Source organism: Haladaptatus salinisoli (assembly GCF_020614375.1).
In the GTDB taxonomy this organism is placed as follows: Archaea; Halobacteriota; Halobacteria; order Halobacteriales; family Haladaptataceae; genus Haladaptatus; species Haladaptatus salinisoli.
In genome coordinates, this window is the sequence record NZ_CP085327.1 from 1,521,689 (window position 1) to 1,536,619 (window position 14,931).

The 14,931-nt window shown below is 66.4% G+C and carries 21 protein-coding genes; 10 read left to right on the top strand and 11 right to left on the bottom strand.

Going from position 1 to position 14,931, the window contains the following annotated elements; all coding sequences use genetic code 11:
• Window positions 1–85 precede the first annotated feature (85 nt).
• Window positions 86–1,132: a dipeptide epimerase gene (locus LIX00_RS08360; RefSeq protein WP_227352740.1), complete on the bottom strand. Its 1,047-nt coding sequence runs from the start codon at window positions 1,130–1,132 to the stop codon at window positions 86–88.
• Window positions 1,129–2,166, bottom strand: a complete 1,038-nt coding sequence (locus LIX00_RS08365) for a DUF1611 domain-containing protein (RefSeq protein ID WP_227352741.1) — start codon at window positions 2,164–2,166, stop codon at window positions 1,129–1,131. Before LIX00_RS08365 ends, LIX00_RS08360 begins: the two co-directional genes overlap by 4 nt.
• 157 nt (window positions 2,167–2,323) lie before the next feature.
• On the opposite strand from LIX00_RS08365, the gene LIX00_RS08370 reads away from it, so the two are divergent.
• Together LIX00_RS08370 and LIX00_RS08375 are read left to right on the top strand one after the other, a co-directional pair.
• Window positions 2,324–2,566 (top strand): DUF8593 domain-containing protein, encoded by a 243-nt coding sequence (locus tag LIX00_RS08370; RefSeq protein ID WP_227352742.1) that lies wholly within the window; start codon window positions 2,324–2,326, stop codon window positions 2,564–2,566.
• 165 nt (window positions 2,567–2,731) lie between these two features.
• Window positions 2,732–3,064 carry a hypothetical protein gene (locus LIX00_RS08375; RefSeq protein ID WP_227352743.1) on the top strand — a complete coding sequence of 111 codons (333 nt, stop codon included), beginning with the start codon at window positions 2,732–2,734 and terminating at the stop codon, window positions 3,062–3,064.
• 13 nt (window positions 3,065–3,077) lie between these two features.
• On the opposite strand, the gene LIX00_RS08380 is transcribed toward LIX00_RS08375, so the two are convergent.
• The 3 genes from LIX00_RS08380 to LIX00_RS08390 are packed head-to-tail and all read right to left on the bottom strand — an operon-like array spanning window position 3,078 to window position 5,310.
• Window positions 3,078–3,977 (bottom strand): thiamine-phosphate synthase family protein, encoded by a 900-nt coding sequence (locus LIX00_RS08380; RefSeq protein WP_227352744.1) that lies wholly within the window; start codon window positions 3,975–3,977, stop codon window positions 3,078–3,080.
• Window positions 3,974–4,564, bottom strand: a complete 591-nt coding sequence (gene dcd, locus LIX00_RS08385) for a dCTP deaminase (RefSeq protein ID WP_227352745.1) — start codon at window positions 4,562–4,564, stop codon at window positions 3,974–3,976. Before dcd ends, LIX00_RS08380 begins: the two co-directional genes overlap by 4 nt.
• A 41-nt stretch (window positions 4,565–4,605) precedes the next feature.
• Window positions 4,606–5,310, bottom strand: a complete 705-nt coding sequence (locus LIX00_RS08390; protein ID WP_227352746.1) for a Yip1 family protein — start codon at window positions 5,308–5,310, stop codon at window positions 4,606–4,608.
• A gap of 82 nt (window positions 5,311–5,392) precedes the next feature.
• Here LIX00_RS08390 and pth2 point away from each other — a divergent pair, with 82 nt between their 5' ends.
• The 3 genes from pth2 to hisE all read left to right on the top strand — a co-directional run bounded on the left by pth2 (window position 5,393) and on the right by hisE (window position 6,552).
• Window positions 5,393–5,731: a peptidyl-tRNA hydrolase Pth2 gene (gene pth2, locus LIX00_RS08395; RefSeq protein WP_227352747.1), complete on the top strand. Its 339-nt coding sequence runs from the start codon at window positions 5,393–5,395 to the stop codon at window positions 5,729–5,731.
• Between the two features lie 87 nt (window positions 5,732–5,818).
• Entirely contained in the window at window positions 5,819–6,271 is a 453-nt protein-coding gene (locus LIX00_RS08400) for a bifunctional nuclease family protein (RefSeq protein ID WP_227352748.1), read from the top strand.
• A complete protein-coding gene (gene hisE, locus LIX00_RS08405; protein WP_227352749.1) occupies window positions 6,268–6,552 on the top strand; it encodes a phosphoribosyl-ATP diphosphatase in 285 nt (94 codons plus the stop codon). The genes LIX00_RS08400 and hisE overlap by 4 nt, the downstream gene beginning before the upstream one ends.
• Before the next feature lie 20 nt (window positions 6,553–6,572).
• On the opposite strand, the gene LIX00_RS08410 is transcribed toward hisE, so the two are convergent.
• Window positions 6,573–6,887, bottom strand: coding sequence for an ASCH domain-containing protein (locus LIX00_RS08410; protein ID WP_227352750.1), 315 nt, complete (start codon window positions 6,885–6,887; stop codon window positions 6,573–6,575).
• 66 nt (window positions 6,888–6,953) lie between these two features.
• A complete protein-coding gene (locus LIX00_RS08415) occupies window positions 6,954–7,322 on the bottom strand; it encodes a DUF5518 domain-containing protein (RefSeq protein ID WP_227352751.1) in 369 nt (122 codons plus the stop codon).
• Window positions 7,323–7,421: 99 nt separating this feature from the next.
• Between LIX00_RS08415 and LIX00_RS08420 the strand changes: the two genes are divergently transcribed.
• Window positions 7,422–8,381, top strand: coding sequence for an NOG1 family protein (locus tag LIX00_RS08420; protein WP_227352752.1), 960 nt, complete (start codon window positions 7,422–7,424; stop codon window positions 8,379–8,381).
• Here LIX00_RS08420 and LIX00_RS08425 read toward each other — a convergent pair.
• From LIX00_RS08425 to LIX00_RS08435, 3 genes are read right to left on the bottom strand one after another with little or no spacing between them, the layout of a single operon-like run.
• The gene (locus tag LIX00_RS08425) at window positions 8,351–9,646 is read right to left on the bottom strand and encodes a TIGR00341 family protein (RefSeq protein WP_227352753.1); all 1,296 of its coding nucleotides are present in this window, start codon (window positions 9,644–9,646) and stop codon (window positions 8,351–8,353) included. The two genes, LIX00_RS08420 and LIX00_RS08425, sit on opposite strands and share 31 nt — an antisense overlap.
• Window positions 9,647–9,686: 40 nt before the next feature.
• Window positions 9,687–9,842, bottom strand: a complete 156-nt coding sequence (locus LIX00_RS08430) for a hypothetical protein (protein WP_227352754.1) — start codon at window positions 9,840–9,842, stop codon at window positions 9,687–9,689.
• 41 nt (window positions 9,843–9,883) lie between these two features.
• Window positions 9,884–11,212: a TIGR00341 family protein gene (locus LIX00_RS08435; protein ID WP_227352755.1), complete on the bottom strand. Its 1,329-nt coding sequence runs from the start codon at window positions 11,210–11,212 to the stop codon at window positions 9,884–9,886.
• Window positions 11,213–11,300: 88 nt separating this feature from the next.
• Here LIX00_RS08435 and engB point away from each other — a divergent pair, with 88 nt between their 5' ends.
• Window positions 11,301–11,921 carry a GTP-binding protein EngB gene (gene engB, locus LIX00_RS08440; RefSeq protein ID WP_227352756.1) on the top strand — a complete coding sequence of 207 codons (621 nt, stop codon included), beginning with the start codon at window positions 11,301–11,303 and terminating at the stop codon, window positions 11,919–11,921.
• A gap of 223 nt (window positions 11,922–12,144) precedes the next feature.
• Window positions 12,145–12,423: a MarR family transcriptional regulator gene (locus LIX00_RS08445; RefSeq protein ID WP_227355680.1), complete on the top strand. Its 279-nt coding sequence runs from the start codon at window positions 12,145–12,147 to the stop codon at window positions 12,421–12,423.
• Window positions 12,424–12,439: 16 nt separating this feature from the next.
• On the opposite strand, the gene LIX00_RS08450 is transcribed toward LIX00_RS08445, so the two are convergent.
• On the bottom strand, window positions 12,440–14,278 hold the full coding sequence (locus LIX00_RS08450; protein WP_227352757.1) for a PINc/VapC family ATPase: 1,839 nt from the start codon (window positions 14,276–14,278) through the stop codon (window positions 12,440–12,442).
• An 81-nt stretch (window positions 14,279–14,359) separates the two neighbouring features.
• On the opposite strand from LIX00_RS08450, the gene LIX00_RS08455 reads away from it, so the two are divergent.
• Window positions 14,360–14,521 carry a hypothetical protein gene (locus LIX00_RS08455; protein ID WP_227352758.1) on the top strand — a complete coding sequence of 54 codons (162 nt, stop codon included), beginning with the start codon at window positions 14,360–14,362 and terminating at the stop codon, window positions 14,519–14,521.
• A 60-nt stretch (window positions 14,522–14,581) separates the two neighbouring features.
• Window positions 14,582–14,890 (top strand): hypothetical protein, encoded by a 309-nt coding sequence (locus LIX00_RS08460; protein WP_227352759.1) that lies wholly within the window; start codon window positions 14,582–14,584, stop codon window positions 14,888–14,890.
• Window positions 14,891–14,931 lie beyond the last annotated feature (41 nt).

Consider the following 14,931-nt stretch of genomic DNA (forward strand, 5'->3'; position numbering starts at 1 on the left):
CGCGGGTAAAGGGGTTTTCAAACGCCGGCGCGACTGCCGAATGATAGCGATTCGCGCGGGCCTCGGGCCGGTCGCGGCGGATTCGTCACTCGGGGACGACGCCGTGTCCCGGGCCGGAGACCTCGATGGTCGGCCCGCGCTCCGAGGGAACCACGTCCTCCGCGAGCAGGAGGTTTCCGTCCAAATCGACGTGCGAGAACGACCCGACGCCCGCGACGACGTGCGCGCTGGCGTGGATGCCGACCGCGCTTTCGAGCATGCAACCGACCATCAGTTCGACGTTCGCGGCCTCCGCGACGGCCGCGATGTCCCGGGCCGCCAGCAACCCGGACTTGCCGAGTTTGACGTTTATCACGTCCGCGGCGTCCTCGCGGACGACCCGAATCGCGTCCTCGGGGGTGAACACCGATTCGTCGGCGGCGACGGGAACCGACACCGCCTCGCGCGCTCGCGCGAGACCGACCACGTCGGCCGCCGGAACCGGTTGTTCGACGAGCGAGAGGTCGATTCCCCGCGATTCGAGTTCGTCAGCGAATCGGGCGGTCTCCTTCGGCGTCCACCCCTGATTCGCGTCCACCGTCAGTCCCGCGTCGGGCGCGCCATCGCGGACCGCGGCGACCCGCGCAACGTCGTCTTCGACCGTCGTGCCGGTCTTCACCTTCAGGTGGTCGAACCCCTCCGCCGCCGCCCGCTCGGCCCGCGCTCTCGCCTCGTCCGGCGGGAGGATGGGGACGGTGAGGTCGGTGGTGACGGTTCTCGGCGACCCGCCGAACAGTTCCGAGAGCGGCATCCCGCGCTCCCGACAGTAGGCGTCCAGAATCGCGGTTTCGACCGCGAACAGCGCCGACACCATGCCGGGGAACGTCGCCCGCACCTCCGAGACGAGGTCGCGGTAGTCGGCGAGATTCCGCCCGTCTAACAGGTCGGCGGCGGCCCGAGCGGTCGCGAGGGCCGCCGCCTGCGTCTCGCCGGTGACGGGGGTGAGCGGCGAGCCTTCGCCGTACCCGGTCGCGCCGTCGGTCTCGACCGTCACGAGCAGGTTGTTCGCGTGGCGCTGCGTGCCGAGCGAGATTTCGAACGGTTCGCGGAGGGCCAGGTCGAGCGGTTCGACCGAGACGCGCTCGATCCTCATAGCACCGCCCGAACCGCGGCGAGGAGGTCGTCAGGCCCGCCCTCGTCGTAGACGTTCGCGGCGGGGACGGGGTAGTCGACCTCCGCCGGGTCGGCCCACGTCGAGACGGCGGCGACGGTGGCGTCCGAGAGTTCCTCCACGAGGTCCATCTCGGTCTCGACGCCCGCGACCGACCACTGCTCGAAGTGGGTTCTCCCCTCGCGGTCCGGGTGGTCTGCCAGCACCACGGCGTCGGGCCACGCGCCGTGGAGGAGCGAGAGCGTCACGCCCGAGTAAGCGCGGTGGGTGAGCGCGGCCTGCCCTTCGACGAAGACGACGTCGCGCTCCGCGGCGACGGCGTGGACGAGGTCTTCGACGACGCCCGCGGTGAAGTCGGCGGGGACGCGGTCGACGACGACGCCGCGGTGCGCGCCGACCATGATTCCGGTCTGGCCGGTGGCGACCCACCCCGCGTTCAGTCCGGCGCGCTTCGCGGCGCGGTAGAGTTCGAACGTCGTCGTGCGTTTTCCGACGGCGCAGTCGGTTCCGGCGGTCAGCACGACGTCGGCGTCCGCCTCGTCCACCCGCCCGTCGCCCACCCGGAGAGCGTCTTCCTCCGGCGGCTTTCGCACGTCGAAGAGGCGCGCGCCGTGTTCGTCCGCGAGGTTCCGCCACGATTCTCGCTCGGAGAGGAAGACGTGGAGGCCGGACACCACGTCCACCCCTGCGCGGACGGCCTCCTCGATATCTTCGACCCACTCGTCGGGAAGCGCGCCGCCGGCGGGCGCGACGCCGACGACGAGCGCTTCGGCGTCGGGGGCGCGTTCGAGGGCCTCGCTCGTGGAGGCGACGACCGGTACGTCGGCGACGTCCGGTCGGCCGAGCGCGTCGCCGGCGTCCGACCCCGCGCGAGTCGAGTCGACGACCGCCCGCGCGTCGAACAGCTCGCTGTGCATGACGACCCCGTTGGCCGTCTTTCCGTCCATCGTTCCGAACGCCCCCTCCGCGAGAACGATCGCGGGGGCGGGGGCGTCGAAGGCGTCCCGAAGGTTCATGTGCTAAGCAGGCGCACAGCGGACGAAAGTCTTGCCCCCTTTCATAGAAGGGTTCGTAGCGCCGGATGGGGATTTTCGGCCGGGCGTATCGGCGACCGTCCGCCGCGCGAGCGAAACGGCCACAGCCCTGAAGGCCACGCGCGGCGGATTTTCTCCCATGACGGTCGCCCTCACCAAAGACGAGGAAGGAAAGCGCGTCGTGGACGCCGACGGAACCCAACTCGGCATCGTCGAGGACGTACGGCACGGGACGGCGCACGTCGAGGCCGAACCGGCCGTGGTCGAGGAGATGAAAACCGAATTCGGCGTCGGCGGAAGCGACGAGAACACGTTCGCCCTCTCGGAGGACGGAGTCGAGCGAATCGAAGACGACGAGATAATCGTCGAAGCACGGGGCTGAGCGGTCCGTTCTATAAAAAGTATACCTCGTGTACCCCTACCCGAGGTGTCTGAACAGTGATACCGGGACGGTATATACTTTGTGTGTGCCAGTTCGTCCTCGGCAGATAAACCACCCGCATAGGCAGGCACGGTACACACCCGGCCGGCAGACCAACGAGAAGGTATGTCGCTACCCGATAGCGGAGACATTCCCGCCGAGTGGGAACGGTCGCCCCTCCGCGGCGACGAGATCGGACTCCGGCATCGGGACGCGGAGCTCGCGGTGCGGGCGGTGAAAGCGACGATCGCGGGCGAGTGGGAGCTCGCGCTGGTGGACAGCATCGACAATCGGTTCTCGACGGTTCACCCCGTCGGCCGGGTCGACGGGCGCGAGCAGGCCGTCTCGGAACTCGTCTCGTTCGCGGAGCAAGTCGACCGCCTCCGAAGCGAACGTGACGAGGTGCTGGGGGACGAAATCGTCCGCGAAGTGCGACGGGGCGAGAAGACGAAGGTGTGAGCGGGCGGGACGTTCAGACGAGCTTCCGAGCGATGTCCGCGGCCTCTTCCGCGCTGTCGGCGAGAACGTAGGTGATCGGTTCGATACCGTAGCCGCCGGTGTGATAGAGCACCGTCGCGTCGGGAGTCTCGTCCAAGGCGGCGCCGACCGCCTCGCTGAGGTTGTCGTACTCGGCGTCGAACTCAGCGGTTTCGTGCCCGAGGTCCTCGAGTCGCGCGACGATGTCGGGGTCGTACCGAACGTTGAGAGCGGCGCGAGCGTCGACGCCGTGGCTCCGCGCCGCGAGCAGGATGGAGGCGACGTGTTCGCTGACGCCGAACTCGGGTTTCGCGGGGATGGTCGCCCGCCCCTTCACGTCGAAGATGCGGCCCGGAACGCCCGCGACGTCGTCGATACCGTCCGCGCCGGGGAGGCACTCGCAGAGGTTCGACCCGACCGCCGGGATGAGCGACGTGAATCCTCCCGTCTGCTCGATAACGCGGAGCCCCCGGCGCACGGACGAGAGGACGCGCTCCGTCGCCCGGAGTTCGTCGTCCGGGTCGTGGACGTTGAAATCCCCGCCGTGGCCCTCGAGTTCCGGCATCCGCTCCTCGTGAAGCTGCGAGATGAGGTCGTGGTCTTCGAGTCGACGGATGAGCACCTCCACCTCCACGAGCGCCTGTACCCGACTCATGCTTCCCGTCGCCAACCCGTCGCCGATTTCGTCCACGAGGCGCACGATTCGCTCGTCTTCGCGGACTCGGGCGTTCTGCGCCACGTCGCCGTGGGCGTACTTCGAGACGGCGCTCTGGCTGATGCCGAGGGCGTCGGCCACCTCGCTCTGTGTCAGCCCGCGCTCTCTGAGGTCCTCGGCGAGCATCGAGCGAAACGTCGGGAGGAACTCGTCGACGACTATCTCCTCGGCGAACCTCACATCTGCTCACCCCCGTACTCGTGGTCGCTGCCGATTCGGGACGCCTGCGGACCGGCCTGGTCCTGGTACTTCGACCCGCGCTCGGAACCGTAGGGGCGCTCCGCCGAGTTCTTGAGTTCCGTGAAGATGAGCTGCGAGATTCGCGTTCCGGGCGTCAGCGCGACGGGGGCGGTGCCGAGGTTCGACAGTTCGAGCGTTATCTGGCCGCGGTAACCCGGGTCGACGACCCCCGCCGTGGCGTGGACGACGACCGCGAGCCGCCCGAGCGACGAGCGCCCTTCGACGTGAGCCAGCAAATCCGCGGGAATCTCGACGCGTTCTTTCGTCGTTCCGAGCACGAAGTCGCCGGGGTGGAGGATGAACTCGTCGCCCTCGTCGACGACGGTTTCGGTGACGTAGCTCTCGACTTCCTGCTCGCTGTCGGGGTGGATGCAGGGGATGTTCGTGCGCTTGAACTCCAGGAACTCCTCGCCGAGTCGGACGTCGATGCTCGCCGGTTGAATCTGTAGCTCCGGTTCGTCTATCGGTTCCACGACGAGGTCGCCCGCGTCGAGGCGGCGAGCGATGTCGGCGTCAGAGAGTATCATGTCGGTAGAACGGGCGTGGGTGAGTAAAGACCCACCGGTCGTCAGACGGCGCCGAACAGGAACACGAGGAAGGCGACGACGCCGACGGACGTCCCAGCCGCTTCGGTCGAGAGGTTCCGAGCGTGTTTCAGGCCGTACGTCCAGATGTACCAGTGCCAGAGCGAGGCGACCGCGGACAGGAGGAGGCTGCCTCCCCGTATCTTCGAGACGAGCAACCGCAACTGCTCCGCGACCGCCTCCGGACTGCCGCCGAGTTCGGCGTCTCTGAGGGTGAGATAGAGGAGCCCGAATCCCACGGCGGTCTGGAAGAGCGACGGGAGCATCCCCCACGCGGTGATGGAAACCGTGTTGCCGAACGACCCTTCGCCGCCCCCGAACGCGGAGAGGGCGTGAAGGACGATGGCCGACGCTATCCAGACGAGGAACGGAGCGACGAAGACGAACGGGAGCGTCTTTCCGACCAAGTCCCACATCACGTCCCCGAGGGGGACCTTCCTCGGGCGGTCACAGCCGTGGAATCCCACGTCCGTTCCGGTTCGCTCTTCGCACACCCAATCCGGCGGTCGGTTCGGATTGTCGACGCCCGTCGCCATCATCCCCCGGCTCATCTGCCACCCGATCGCGCCAAGCGCGACGGTCGTGACGAGGGAGATGACGAGGACGACGGCGAACGCGCCCCCGAGGCTCGGACGGGGAGCGCGCTTTCGGAAGAAGCTGTCGGGACGAAAGAGGGCGTCGAGGAGCACGTTCGGACGTTCATGTAAGCTATGATGACTCTTCCCGAATCGAGTAGCCAGCGTTTTACCCCATCCTCCCGGACGCACCAGCATGAAACAAGCCATCGTCGCCCGCACCGACGTCGGAATGGGCGAGGGGAAACTCGCGGCGCAGGTCGCTCACGCGTCCCTGTCCGCCTACGAGGAGACGGGACGGAAGGCGCGAAAACGGTGGAAGGGAGAGGGACAGAAGAAGGTCGTCCTGAAAGCCGACGGCGAGAGCGAACTCTTCCGTCTCGCGGAGAAAGCGCGGGCGGAGGGCCTGCCGCACGCGATCGTCCGCGACGCGGGGCACACGCAGCTCGACCCCGGGACGGTTACGGCGCTGGCGGTCGGCCCGGCGGACGACGACCTCGTGGACCGGGTGACCGGCGACCTCTCGTTGTACTAATATTCGCCAGCGACCGCCGCGACCGGGGAGTGCGACGCGCGAAGAGCGGTAAGCAAGTTTTTGGCGCTGGCCCGCTTCGGTTCCGGTATGAACGTCTCAATCGACGCGGTGCGCGTCGCCGCCACGGGTGAAGGCCCGCTCCCCGTAGTCGTGCTCGCGCCGAACGACGGCGACGACGTCCTCCCCATCTTCATCCGCTTCGAGGAGGGCGTCAGCATCGCCCGAGGCATGGAGGCCGAGGACATCGGGCGACCGCTGACTCACGACCTCCTGCTCGACGTGATGGAGGAACTCGGGGGGCGAATCGAGCGCGTGGTCGTCAGCGAACTCAAGGACAACACCTACATCGCCGACCTCCACATCCAGACGCCGCGCGGCCACGAGGTCGTGGACGCGCGGCCGAGCGACTCGCTGGCGCTGGCGTCCCGCACGGGCGCGCCCATCGAGGTCGCGGAGGAGGTGTTCGAGCACGGTCACCAGAAGCGCGCCCAGTTCGACGAACTACAGGACATCCGGGAAGTCGCCCAGATCGGTCCATGAGCGACGTGCTGGACGACCTCTTCGCCGTCATCGAGGACCGCAAGGAAACGCTCCCCGAGGGCTCGTACACCGCGTCGCTGTTCGCGCACGAGAAGGGACAGAACGCCGTCCTCGAAAAGCTGGGCGAGGAGACGACGGAACTCGTGCTGGCCGCGAAGGACGACGACCGCGAGGAGATCGCCCACGAGAGCGCCGACATCGTCTACCACCTGCTCGTCCTGCTGGCGATGAAGGATATGGACTTGGCGGACCTGCGGTCGGAGCTGGCCGAGCGGCGGTGAGTTCGGGCGGTAGCCCGTCGCTACTCCGCCCGCTCGAACCGGTGTCGGTACACCGTCGCGTCGTCGTTCCACTCGAAGTGTTCGTGGACTCGATTCAACCGCTCCCGGTACGCATCCAAATCCTCCGACCCTTCGGCCCGCGCATCTTCGTCCGTCAAATCGCCCAGTTTTCGCTCGGTGACTTCGACCACCTCGAACGTCTCGCCGTCGACGTCGAAGGTGTCGCCCTCGTCGGCGTACCGGTCGCCGCGGTGTAACTGCGAGACTCGTCCCGAGGCGACCGCTCGCCGGATGCGCTCCGCCGGAAGTACCGTGCTGGCGTCGATGTGGGCCATGGCGGTGGTTCGACCCGGCGGCGGAAAACGACTGTCCTTTCGACGCCGCCGACTTCCGCGCCCCCGTTACCGTCCTTTCAGCACGCCGCCGACCGCGCCGCCGACCGCGCTGTCGAGCGCCAACAGGAGCGCGACGAAGGCGGCGGCCAGAAAGACGCCGACGCCGCCGAACAGCGACCCCGGAGGGCCGCCGATCAGTCCGCCGATGACGGTTCCGGCGAGGCCGAGGAAGAGCGCGACGGCGATTCCGCCGAGCGCCCCGGCGAGCAGGCCGTGCCAGAAGCCCCGCCCCAGTCCGCCGCCCGCGACGTAGCCCGCCGCGAACCCGCCGATGAGCCCCGCTCCGACGTGCCCGATTCCGGGGATGGCGAACGCGACGATACCCGCGAGCACCGAGACGACGAATCCGACGAGGACCGCGTACCAGTCGGTCATGACGAAGAAGTACGACTCGGACGAGCAAAAGCTTCCCGCCGAAATCGGTCGAACGACGCTATGGACGGCCTTTTAAGGGGGGAGGCCATACGAAGGACTATGATTTTCGAGACCCTGCCGACGACGCCCACGTCGGAGGAACTCATCGACAAGGCGTTCTCGCGGGCGGCGCGGGCGGGGCGGGCCAAGAGCGGCGTCCAGGCCCAACAGTCCATGCTCCAGACCGCCTCGAACGTCCTCTCCGACAACCTCCAGAACGTCGTCACGTCGTGGCCCGACTTCCGCGAGGTGGACCCCTTCTACTACGAACTCGCGGACGCGGTGGTGGAGGTGGACGAGGTGCGAAAGAGCCTCTCCGAAATCCAGTGGGCCTCCCGAAAGACGAAGGAGATAGGACGCGAGTACCAGGGGAAACTCCGCGGCGACATCGACTACGCGCGCAAAGTTCGCAAACAAGGGTTCGCCCGTCTGGCGGACGTGGTCGAGGAGGTAGAGGACGACTTGGACCGGGTCGGCGCGGCGCGAAACGACCTCCGCAAACTTCCCGACATCTCCCCCGACGCCCCGACCGTCGTCGTCGCGGGCTACCCCAACGTCGGGAAGTCGTCGTTCGTCAACGCCGTGACCCGCGCCCGCAACGAGATAGCGGAGTACCCCTTCACGACCAAGGGCGTCCGGGTCGGCCACTTCGAGCGCGACCACATTCGCTACCAGATCGTCGACACCCCCGGTCTGCTCGACCGCCCCGCCGACGAGCGAAACGCCATCGAATCGCAAGCCGTCTCTGCGCTCACCCACCTCGCGGACTGCATCCTGTTCATCGTCGACGCGAGCGCCTACTGCGGCTTCCCCCTCGACGCGCAGCTCGAACTCCGCGAGTCCGTCGAGGAGCAGTTCGGCGACGTGCCCGTCCTCACCGTCTGCAACAAGGCCGACCTCTCGACCGACGTGGAAGCGGACCTGTTCATGAGCGTCGAGGCGGACGAGAACGTCACCGAGACGCTCGACGCCGCGGTCGAAGCCATCGGCTACGAACCCGAACTCCCGTTCGAGGGGTAGCCGGACCGCGGTTCGGCGACCTGATAATCCCGGTAGCGAACGCGAACCTCGGGCGAACGACCGGTTCGGGCGGCGATACGACGTTGAATGTCTCGGGCGAGGGTGGGATACGACCGATTCGACGTTCGGCTCAGCGTCACGGTGACGGTTCGAGACCCGGAGGGCGCGTCGTACTCGGTTCGAACCGCAACCACGTCGAGTCCGCCGTACGCCGGGCGGCTGAGCACGTCCTCGACCGCGCTCGTCGTCTCCCGCTCGAACGACAGTTGATGGTACGTGCCGAAGAGGACGCCACCGACGACGACGACCAGAACGACCAGTCCGATGATTCCCGTACCGCTCGACGGCACGCTCGAACCGCCCCCGTCCGACCGGTAGCCGAGATACTGGAGCGTCACGATGACGGCGGCGTTGATGACGAGGACGGTCACCGCCAGCAGGAGCGCCGCGCCGAGCGCCACGACGAGCGCCCCCCAGACGAGTGCGATACCGACCGTCGCCGCCCCGGGAAGGAGCGCCGCCGCGATCATCACGCCCACCAGCGCCGTCGGTCCCTCCGTGGTGAGGGCGAAGGCGGCGGCGGACCCCGCCGCGAGACCGATGGCGACCGTGATGAGCGTCGGCGCGAGGCGGACGGTCACCAGTTCCAGCGAGGAGACGTCGAGGCCGACCGGTGCGAACCCGGTCAGGCGGAGAAAGAAGCTGAACAGCGTCGCGGCGACGACCGCCACGACGAGACCGCCCACTTGAAATCCGACGCTGTCGGCGACCATCTTCCGGTCGCCCGTGACGACGCCGACGCCGGTCGTGAGGATGGGTCCGACCAGCGGGGCGATGACCATCGACCCGACCACCACGGCGGGCGAGTCGATGAGCAACCCCCCGGCGGCGATGACTGCGGAGAGGATGATCATCCAGACGAACGAGTACGGGTCGCGCGACATATCCCGCGACTTCGACCGGAGTTCGTCTGTCGCCAGCGGCGAAAAATCGCTCGCGTACCTATTCTCCAGCAGTTCCATCGTGGACGTTTCCGCGGTCTCCGCGGTGCCGACGACGATGTACGACTCCTCGTCCAGACCGGCTTCGTGGAGCCGCCCGAGCACGTCGCTGACGGCGTCGGTCGGAAGGGGAAACTCGACCAGCGTTCCGCCGTCGGCGACCCCCGACGCGGTGATGACGACGTAGTCCACGTCCCGTTCGTCGAGCACCCCGAGAACGTCCTCCTCCCGCTCCTCGGGGACGAGAACGTGTATCAGTCGCACGGAGGCAAGACCACACGCCGAGATAAAAGCGTTCAGGCCGTTACTCGGGTCGCGCCTCGTCGTCACCGCCACCGTCACCGGCCCCGACCTCCGTCTTCCCGCCAGCGTCGGCCCCCGCGGTCGTCTCGGCTTCGACGGAACCGACGGTTCCGCGGTCGAGGCGTTCTCGATGCCGGTTGTCGACGGTTCTCCGCACTCGCGGTGAGTGCGCGTCGCCCGACGATGGGAGGTAAGTACTCAGGCCGCAGACTCGTCGGTTTCGACGTACCGAACCTGCACCGGGACGTCCTGTCCGGTTCGGCGCTCGATTCGGTCGTGCAACCGATCCGCGAGTTCGGGGTAGCGACCGTCCGCCGGTCGTCCCACGGTTACGACCACGCGATCGGGTTGGCGGAACGGGAGATTGCGAGCGTACGCGCTGTCGCCGATTGGAAGCCCCCCACGGTACTGAACTTGCAATTCGATTTTCTCCGCCTGTTGATAATTGGACTCGGAGAGGACGCTCTCGACCGCCCGATTCGTCTGTTGCTCGAACTGCGCGCTCTGATAGGACGAGTAGGTGACGCCGCCGAGGAAGAGCGAGAGCAGTGCGATGCCGACGACGAGAGCGCCGATTCGGCGAACCATCTCCGACCGGGTACGTTCCACTTGGAACCAGCTTTTCGGTCGATATCCCATGTACTGGAGCGTCACGATGGCCGAGAGGTTGATGGAGAGGACGTTTACCAGCACGAGGACGCCCGCGGCGAGCGCGATCGTCGGTTGCCACCACGCGATGCCGATACCGACCGCCGCGATGGGCGGAATGAGCGCCGCCGCGATCATCACGCCCACGAGCGCGACGGATACGCCCGCCGCGAGGCTGACGACGCCCGCCGCCCCGGCACCGAGCGCGACGATGAGCGAGAGGAAATCGGGCGTCAGTCGCCCGCTTATCTGAGAGATAGACGTAATGTCGGTGTTCGGCGGGAAGAGGTAGAGGTTGCGCACGACGAACGCGAAGACGGTCGAACTGACGATGGCGACCAAGACGCCGAGCAGTTGTAGTTTCACGCCGCGGTGAAACAGACCCTGGTCGTTCAACACGGTACCGACGCCCGCGGAGAGCGCCGGGCCGACCAGCGGGGCGATGACCATCGACCCGACCACCACGGCGGGCGAGTCGATGAGCATCCCCGCCGTCGCGACGACGGCGCTCACGACGGTCATGAAGACGAACGTTCGGAGCCGGGGCGACAGCTCCCGCGCCCGCGTGAGGATTTCGTCGCGGGCGATTCGGTCGGTACCGCTCTCCGCGTCGTACCGCCTCGACAGCTGTTCGAACTCGCGGGACGTGTCCGTCTCGGCGTCGATGATGACCGTGTGAGCGTCGTCGCTCAGCCCCGCGTCGTGGAGTTCGTCGATGACCGACTGAACCGCGTTCTGCGGGAGCGGAAAGGTCGCGATGGCGGTGTACTTGCGACCCCCCGCCTCGTCCGTGAGAAAGTAGTCGATACCGATGGATTCGAGCGTCTCGACGACGGTCTGGCGCTCGCCAGTCGGGATGGAAACCTGTACGAGTCGCACGGTTTACGATGAGGAGCCGAGGGTGATATAAGGGACGGCTCGAACGCGAAACACGGCGGTTAAGCGTCGGCGGAGGAAACGGGAGGGTATGTTCGAGAACCGACCCGACAGAAGCGCCGAAATCGTGTTCGTCGGGCGTTCGAACGTCGGCAAGTCCACGCTGATGCGCGAGCTGACGGGCCACCGCTTCGAGACGGGCGGTAAACCCGGCGTCACGCGCCAGCCGAACTACTTCGACTGGGCCAGCGAGGATTTCGTGCTCACCGACCTGCCCGGGTTCGGGTTCATGTCCGGCGTGTCCGAAGAGCGTCGCGAGCAGATAAAGACCGACATCGTGCAGTACGTAGAGGAACACGCGGACGACATCCTCGTCGGCGTCCTCGTCGTGGACGGGAAGAGCGTCGTGGACATCATCGACCGCCACTCCGGCGAGGGCGAGATTCCGCACGACGTGGAGATGTTCTACTTCCTCCGGGACGTGGACGTTCCGGTCGTCGTCGCGGTGAACAAGATGGACAAGGTGGACGACAGGGACGAGCGGCTGGACGACCTCTGCGACCGCCTCGGCCTGCACCCGCCGTGGAAGCAGTGGCGGGACACCATCGCCCCCATCAGCGCGAAGCGCGGGAACGTCGACCCGCTTAACGAGGCCGTCAAGACCCACCTCCACGAGCAGAAGCGCGACGACCTGCTGAAGTTCTTCTCGTAGGCCCGTTTTTCGCGGTTCTCGTCCCTCGCTTCCGGACATCGACGGGTTTGGTCGCTCGATAAGTTATAAACGTTCGTGCGAGGAGAGTTTCGGGGCGTTACGCCGCGCGACGGGCGACTGCGGCCGGAAATACCGGGAGTTTTATTCGAACTGAACCGGGCGTTACCGTGTCAGTCGTTCTCAATAGTTTTATGCCGATGGGGTGTTTCGATTCGTAACGATGATGTCTCAGACCGAGCGGGAAGAGATAGACGACCTACCCCCGAGCGCGAAACTCGTCTTCAAAGTTCTCGAGTACAAGGGGTCGCTTACCCAAAAACAGATCGTGAACGAATCGATGCTCTCCGCGCGCACGGTTCGGTACGCGCTCGAACGATTGGAGGAGATCGGTGTCGTCGAGGAGGATATCTACTTCGCGGACGCCCGCCAGAATCTCTACGAGATAACCGTCCCGACCGAGGTCGAAACCGACCAGTCCGCGGACGCTCAGTGCGCCGAATAACCGACTTTTTCCTTTCTCACGCCGTCGTGACGGTTATCTGGTGGCTCCTGTCGATGGCGCGCTCCAGTTCCTCGGCGATGGCGCTGCCGCGCGAGACTTGGATATCGCCGCCGCGTCCGACAGTCGCGGTGAAGAGGTACTCGCCGTCGGCCTGCACTTCCACCGTCTCCCCGGCGTGGCCGTCCAGCGGAATGACGATGTGCCGGGACGTGATTTCGGGCGTCACCACGTCGCCGCGGGGCGTCGCGGCCGCCCCGCCGTCGCCGACCGACGACGGTTTTTCGTCGTGGGTTCGCACGTCGATGTCGATGCCGAGGCGGTTCTCGATGTCGTCGATTCGCCCGCCGCCCTTGCCGATGACGTAGGAGATGTCGCTCTCGTCAACGTAGACGACGGCCCTGTTCTGCCCCTGAAGGTCGACGTCCACGTGACCGCGCGCGACGGACTGTATCTCGCGCTCTATCTCCTGTCGAGCGAGGCGGGAGACGCCGGTTTCGTCGCGCTCGCCCTCCTGCAGCGGGACGGTGACGACCTGTCGGTTGAAGGTGTAGATCTCGTACTCCGGCGTGCCCGTCTCGAACTCCTCGACGAGGATGACCGGTCGCGCGAGGTCCTCTTCCATCATCCCCTCGGGCACCTTGACCTGCGTCTTCACGTCGTAGACCTTCTCTATCTGCCCGGCTTCGATGTAGACGACGGTGTCGACAATCTGCGGAATCATGCCGAGTTCGACGCGTCCGATGAGTCGCTGGAGCGCGTCGATGGGCCGGGTCGCGTGGACGACGCCGACCATCCCGACGCCCGCGAGGCGCATGTCGGCGAACACCTCGAAGTCGTCCGTCTTCCGCACCTCGTCGTAGATGGTGTAGTCGGGGCGCACCATCAGCAGGGAGTCGGCGGTCTTCTCCATCTCCCCTGCCAGCGCGGTGTACTGCGTGATCTCCGGGCCGACCTGCAGGTCGCGCGGTTTCTCCATCGTCTTCACCGCGAAGTCGTTGTCCGCGAGGAACTCCGCCACGGCCTGCGCGAAGGTCGACTTTCCGGCCCCCGGCGCTCCGGAGATGAGGACGCCGCGCTGGCGTTCGAGCAGTCGCCCTTTGAGTTCGTCGGCGTGCTCGTAGTCCTCCATGTTCGTCTTGACGATCGGGCGAACCGCGGTGATCTCCCACGCGTCGGCGAAGGGCGGTTCCGCGATGGCGATGCGGTAGTCGCGGAACTGGACGATGGTCATCCCCGGTTCGTCGATCTCGATGAATCCCTCGTTGCTCTGTTTCGCGCTCTGGATTATCTCCTGGGCGTACTCCTTGAGTTGGTCGTCGGTCGAGGGGTCGTCGCGAATCTCCTGGTAGTGCATCTCGCCGACCTCCCCTCGCTTCGCCATCGGGGGGACGCCCGCCCGGAGGTGGACGCTCATGGTCTGCTCGTCGAAGTAGTCCTCGACGCCGAGCCGACCGACGTCGCGGGTCTTCGGCGCGATGTATTCCACCTCCAAGCCTTTCGCCTGCGCCACCTCGCTCTGGACGAGGTCGCTGGTGACGAAGGTCGCGTCGTGTTCGTCCGCGAGTTCGCGGATGAGCGCGTCGATTTCGCCGCGGTGGGCGTACCCCTGCTCCTCGGGTTTCGGTCGGACGCCGACGTACTCGAGGTCGATGTCGCCCGCGTCGGCGGCGTCCGCGAGTCGCTGGAGTTCCGACAGTCCGTTCCAACCGCTCTCTTCTCCCCTGTTCGCCTGCGATTCGAGTTCGCTGACGACGGCTTCGGGAATGAGTACCGTCGCCCCCGCAAAGTCGCCGGCGTCGACTTTCTGGGATATTCGGCCGTCGACGACGGCGCTCGTATCCGGCACTACGTTCATGCACGCAACTTCGGACGGTAGCCTGATAAGGGTTTCAGCGTGGGAGTCACGTTTTTGGGACTCCGTGTCGTACTCCGTTCGATGCGCCACGCCCACTTGGTACTCACCGTCGACGCCGAAACCCGCGACCGAATCGAGGCCGACTGCGCGGACGAGACGATAGACGAGTGGCTCCTCGATGCCATCGACCGAAAACTCGACCGACGCAGGGAGTACGAGTTCACCGACGACTGCGGCATCTGAAACCGTCGGCCTGCGTTTGCAAGCGCAATTGTTAGAGCAATATTCGTTCCATTTGGGACAATGTCCACGTCAGAGTCCGCTGCGCTCGACACGATTTTCACCGTCTTGTCAGACTCCGATCGACGCGACGTTCTCTCCCACCTCGCCGACTCGCCGGACGACACCGCGACGGTGGAGGAACTGGCGGGCGTGCTCCGAGACGACCCGAACGCCGAGATCCGCCTTCGTCACGTCCACCTCCCCCGCCTCGCCGCCACGGCGATGATCGACTACGACGCCCGAACCGGAGCCGTTCGCTACCGCGGTTGCTCGCTCGCCGAGACGTTGCTTCGGTGTTGCCTCGACGAAAATCCGGTTCGCACCTGTTGAGATAGGGCACCAGTTTGAATCCGATGGCGAACGTACGCCAC

Bases quoted from the DNA above. Each gene is read 5' to 3' on its own strand.
- LIX00_RS08360 (WP_227352740.1), bottom strand. From the start codon at position 1,132: ATGAGGATCGAGCGCGTCTCGGTCGAACCGCTCGACCTGGCCCTCCGC.
- LIX00_RS08365 (WP_227352741.1), bottom strand. From the start codon at position 2,166: ATGAACCTTCGGGACGCCTTCGACGCCCCCGCCCCCGCGATCGTTCTC.
- LIX00_RS08370 (WP_227352742.1), top strand. From the start codon at position 2,324: ATGACGGTCGCCCTCACCAAAGACGAGGAAGGAAAGCGCGTCGTGGAC.
- LIX00_RS08375 (WP_227352743.1), top strand. From the start codon at position 2,732: ATGTCGCTACCCGATAGCGGAGACATTCCCGCCGAGTGGGAACGGTCG.
- dcd (WP_227352745.1), bottom strand. From the start codon at position 4,564: ATGATACTCTCTGACGCCGACATCGCTCGCCGCCTCGACGCGGGCGAC.
- pth2 (WP_227352747.1), top strand. From the start codon at position 5,393: ATGAAACAAGCCATCGTCGCCCGCACCGACGTCGGAATGGGCGAGGGG.
- LIX00_RS08400 (WP_227352748.1), top strand. From the start codon at position 5,819: ATGAACGTCTCAATCGACGCGGTGCGCGTCGCCGCCACGGGTGAAGGC.
- hisE (WP_227352749.1), top strand. From the start codon at position 6,268: ATGAGCGACGTGCTGGACGACCTCTTCGCCGTCATCGAGGACCGCAAG.
- LIX00_RS08410 (WP_227352750.1), bottom strand. From the start codon at position 6,887: ATGGCCCACATCGACGCCAGCACGGTACTTCCGGCGGAGCGCATCCGG.
- LIX00_RS08415 (WP_227352751.1), bottom strand. From the start codon at position 7,322: ATGACCGACTGGTACGCGGTCCTCGTCGGATTCGTCGTCTCGGTGCTC.
- LIX00_RS08420 (WP_227352752.1), top strand. From the start codon at position 7,422: ATGATTTTCGAGACCCTGCCGACGACGCCCACGTCGGAGGAACTCATC.
- engB (WP_227352756.1), top strand. From the start codon at position 11,301: ATGTTCGAGAACCGACCCGACAGAAGCGCCGAAATCGTGTTCGTCGGG.
- LIX00_RS08445 (WP_227355680.1), top strand. From the start codon at position 12,145: ATGTCTCAGACCGAGCGGGAAGAGATAGACGACCTACCCCCGAGCGCG.
- LIX00_RS08450 (WP_227352757.1), bottom strand. From the start codon at position 14,278: ATGAACGTAGTGCCGGATACGAGCGCCGTCGTCGACGGCCGAATATCC.
- LIX00_RS08455 (WP_227352758.1), top strand. From the start codon at position 14,360: ATGCGCCACGCCCACTTGGTACTCACCGTCGACGCCGAAACCCGCGAC.
- LIX00_RS08460 (WP_227352759.1), top strand. From the start codon at position 14,582: ATGTCCACGTCAGAGTCCGCTGCGCTCGACACGATTTTCACCGTCTTG.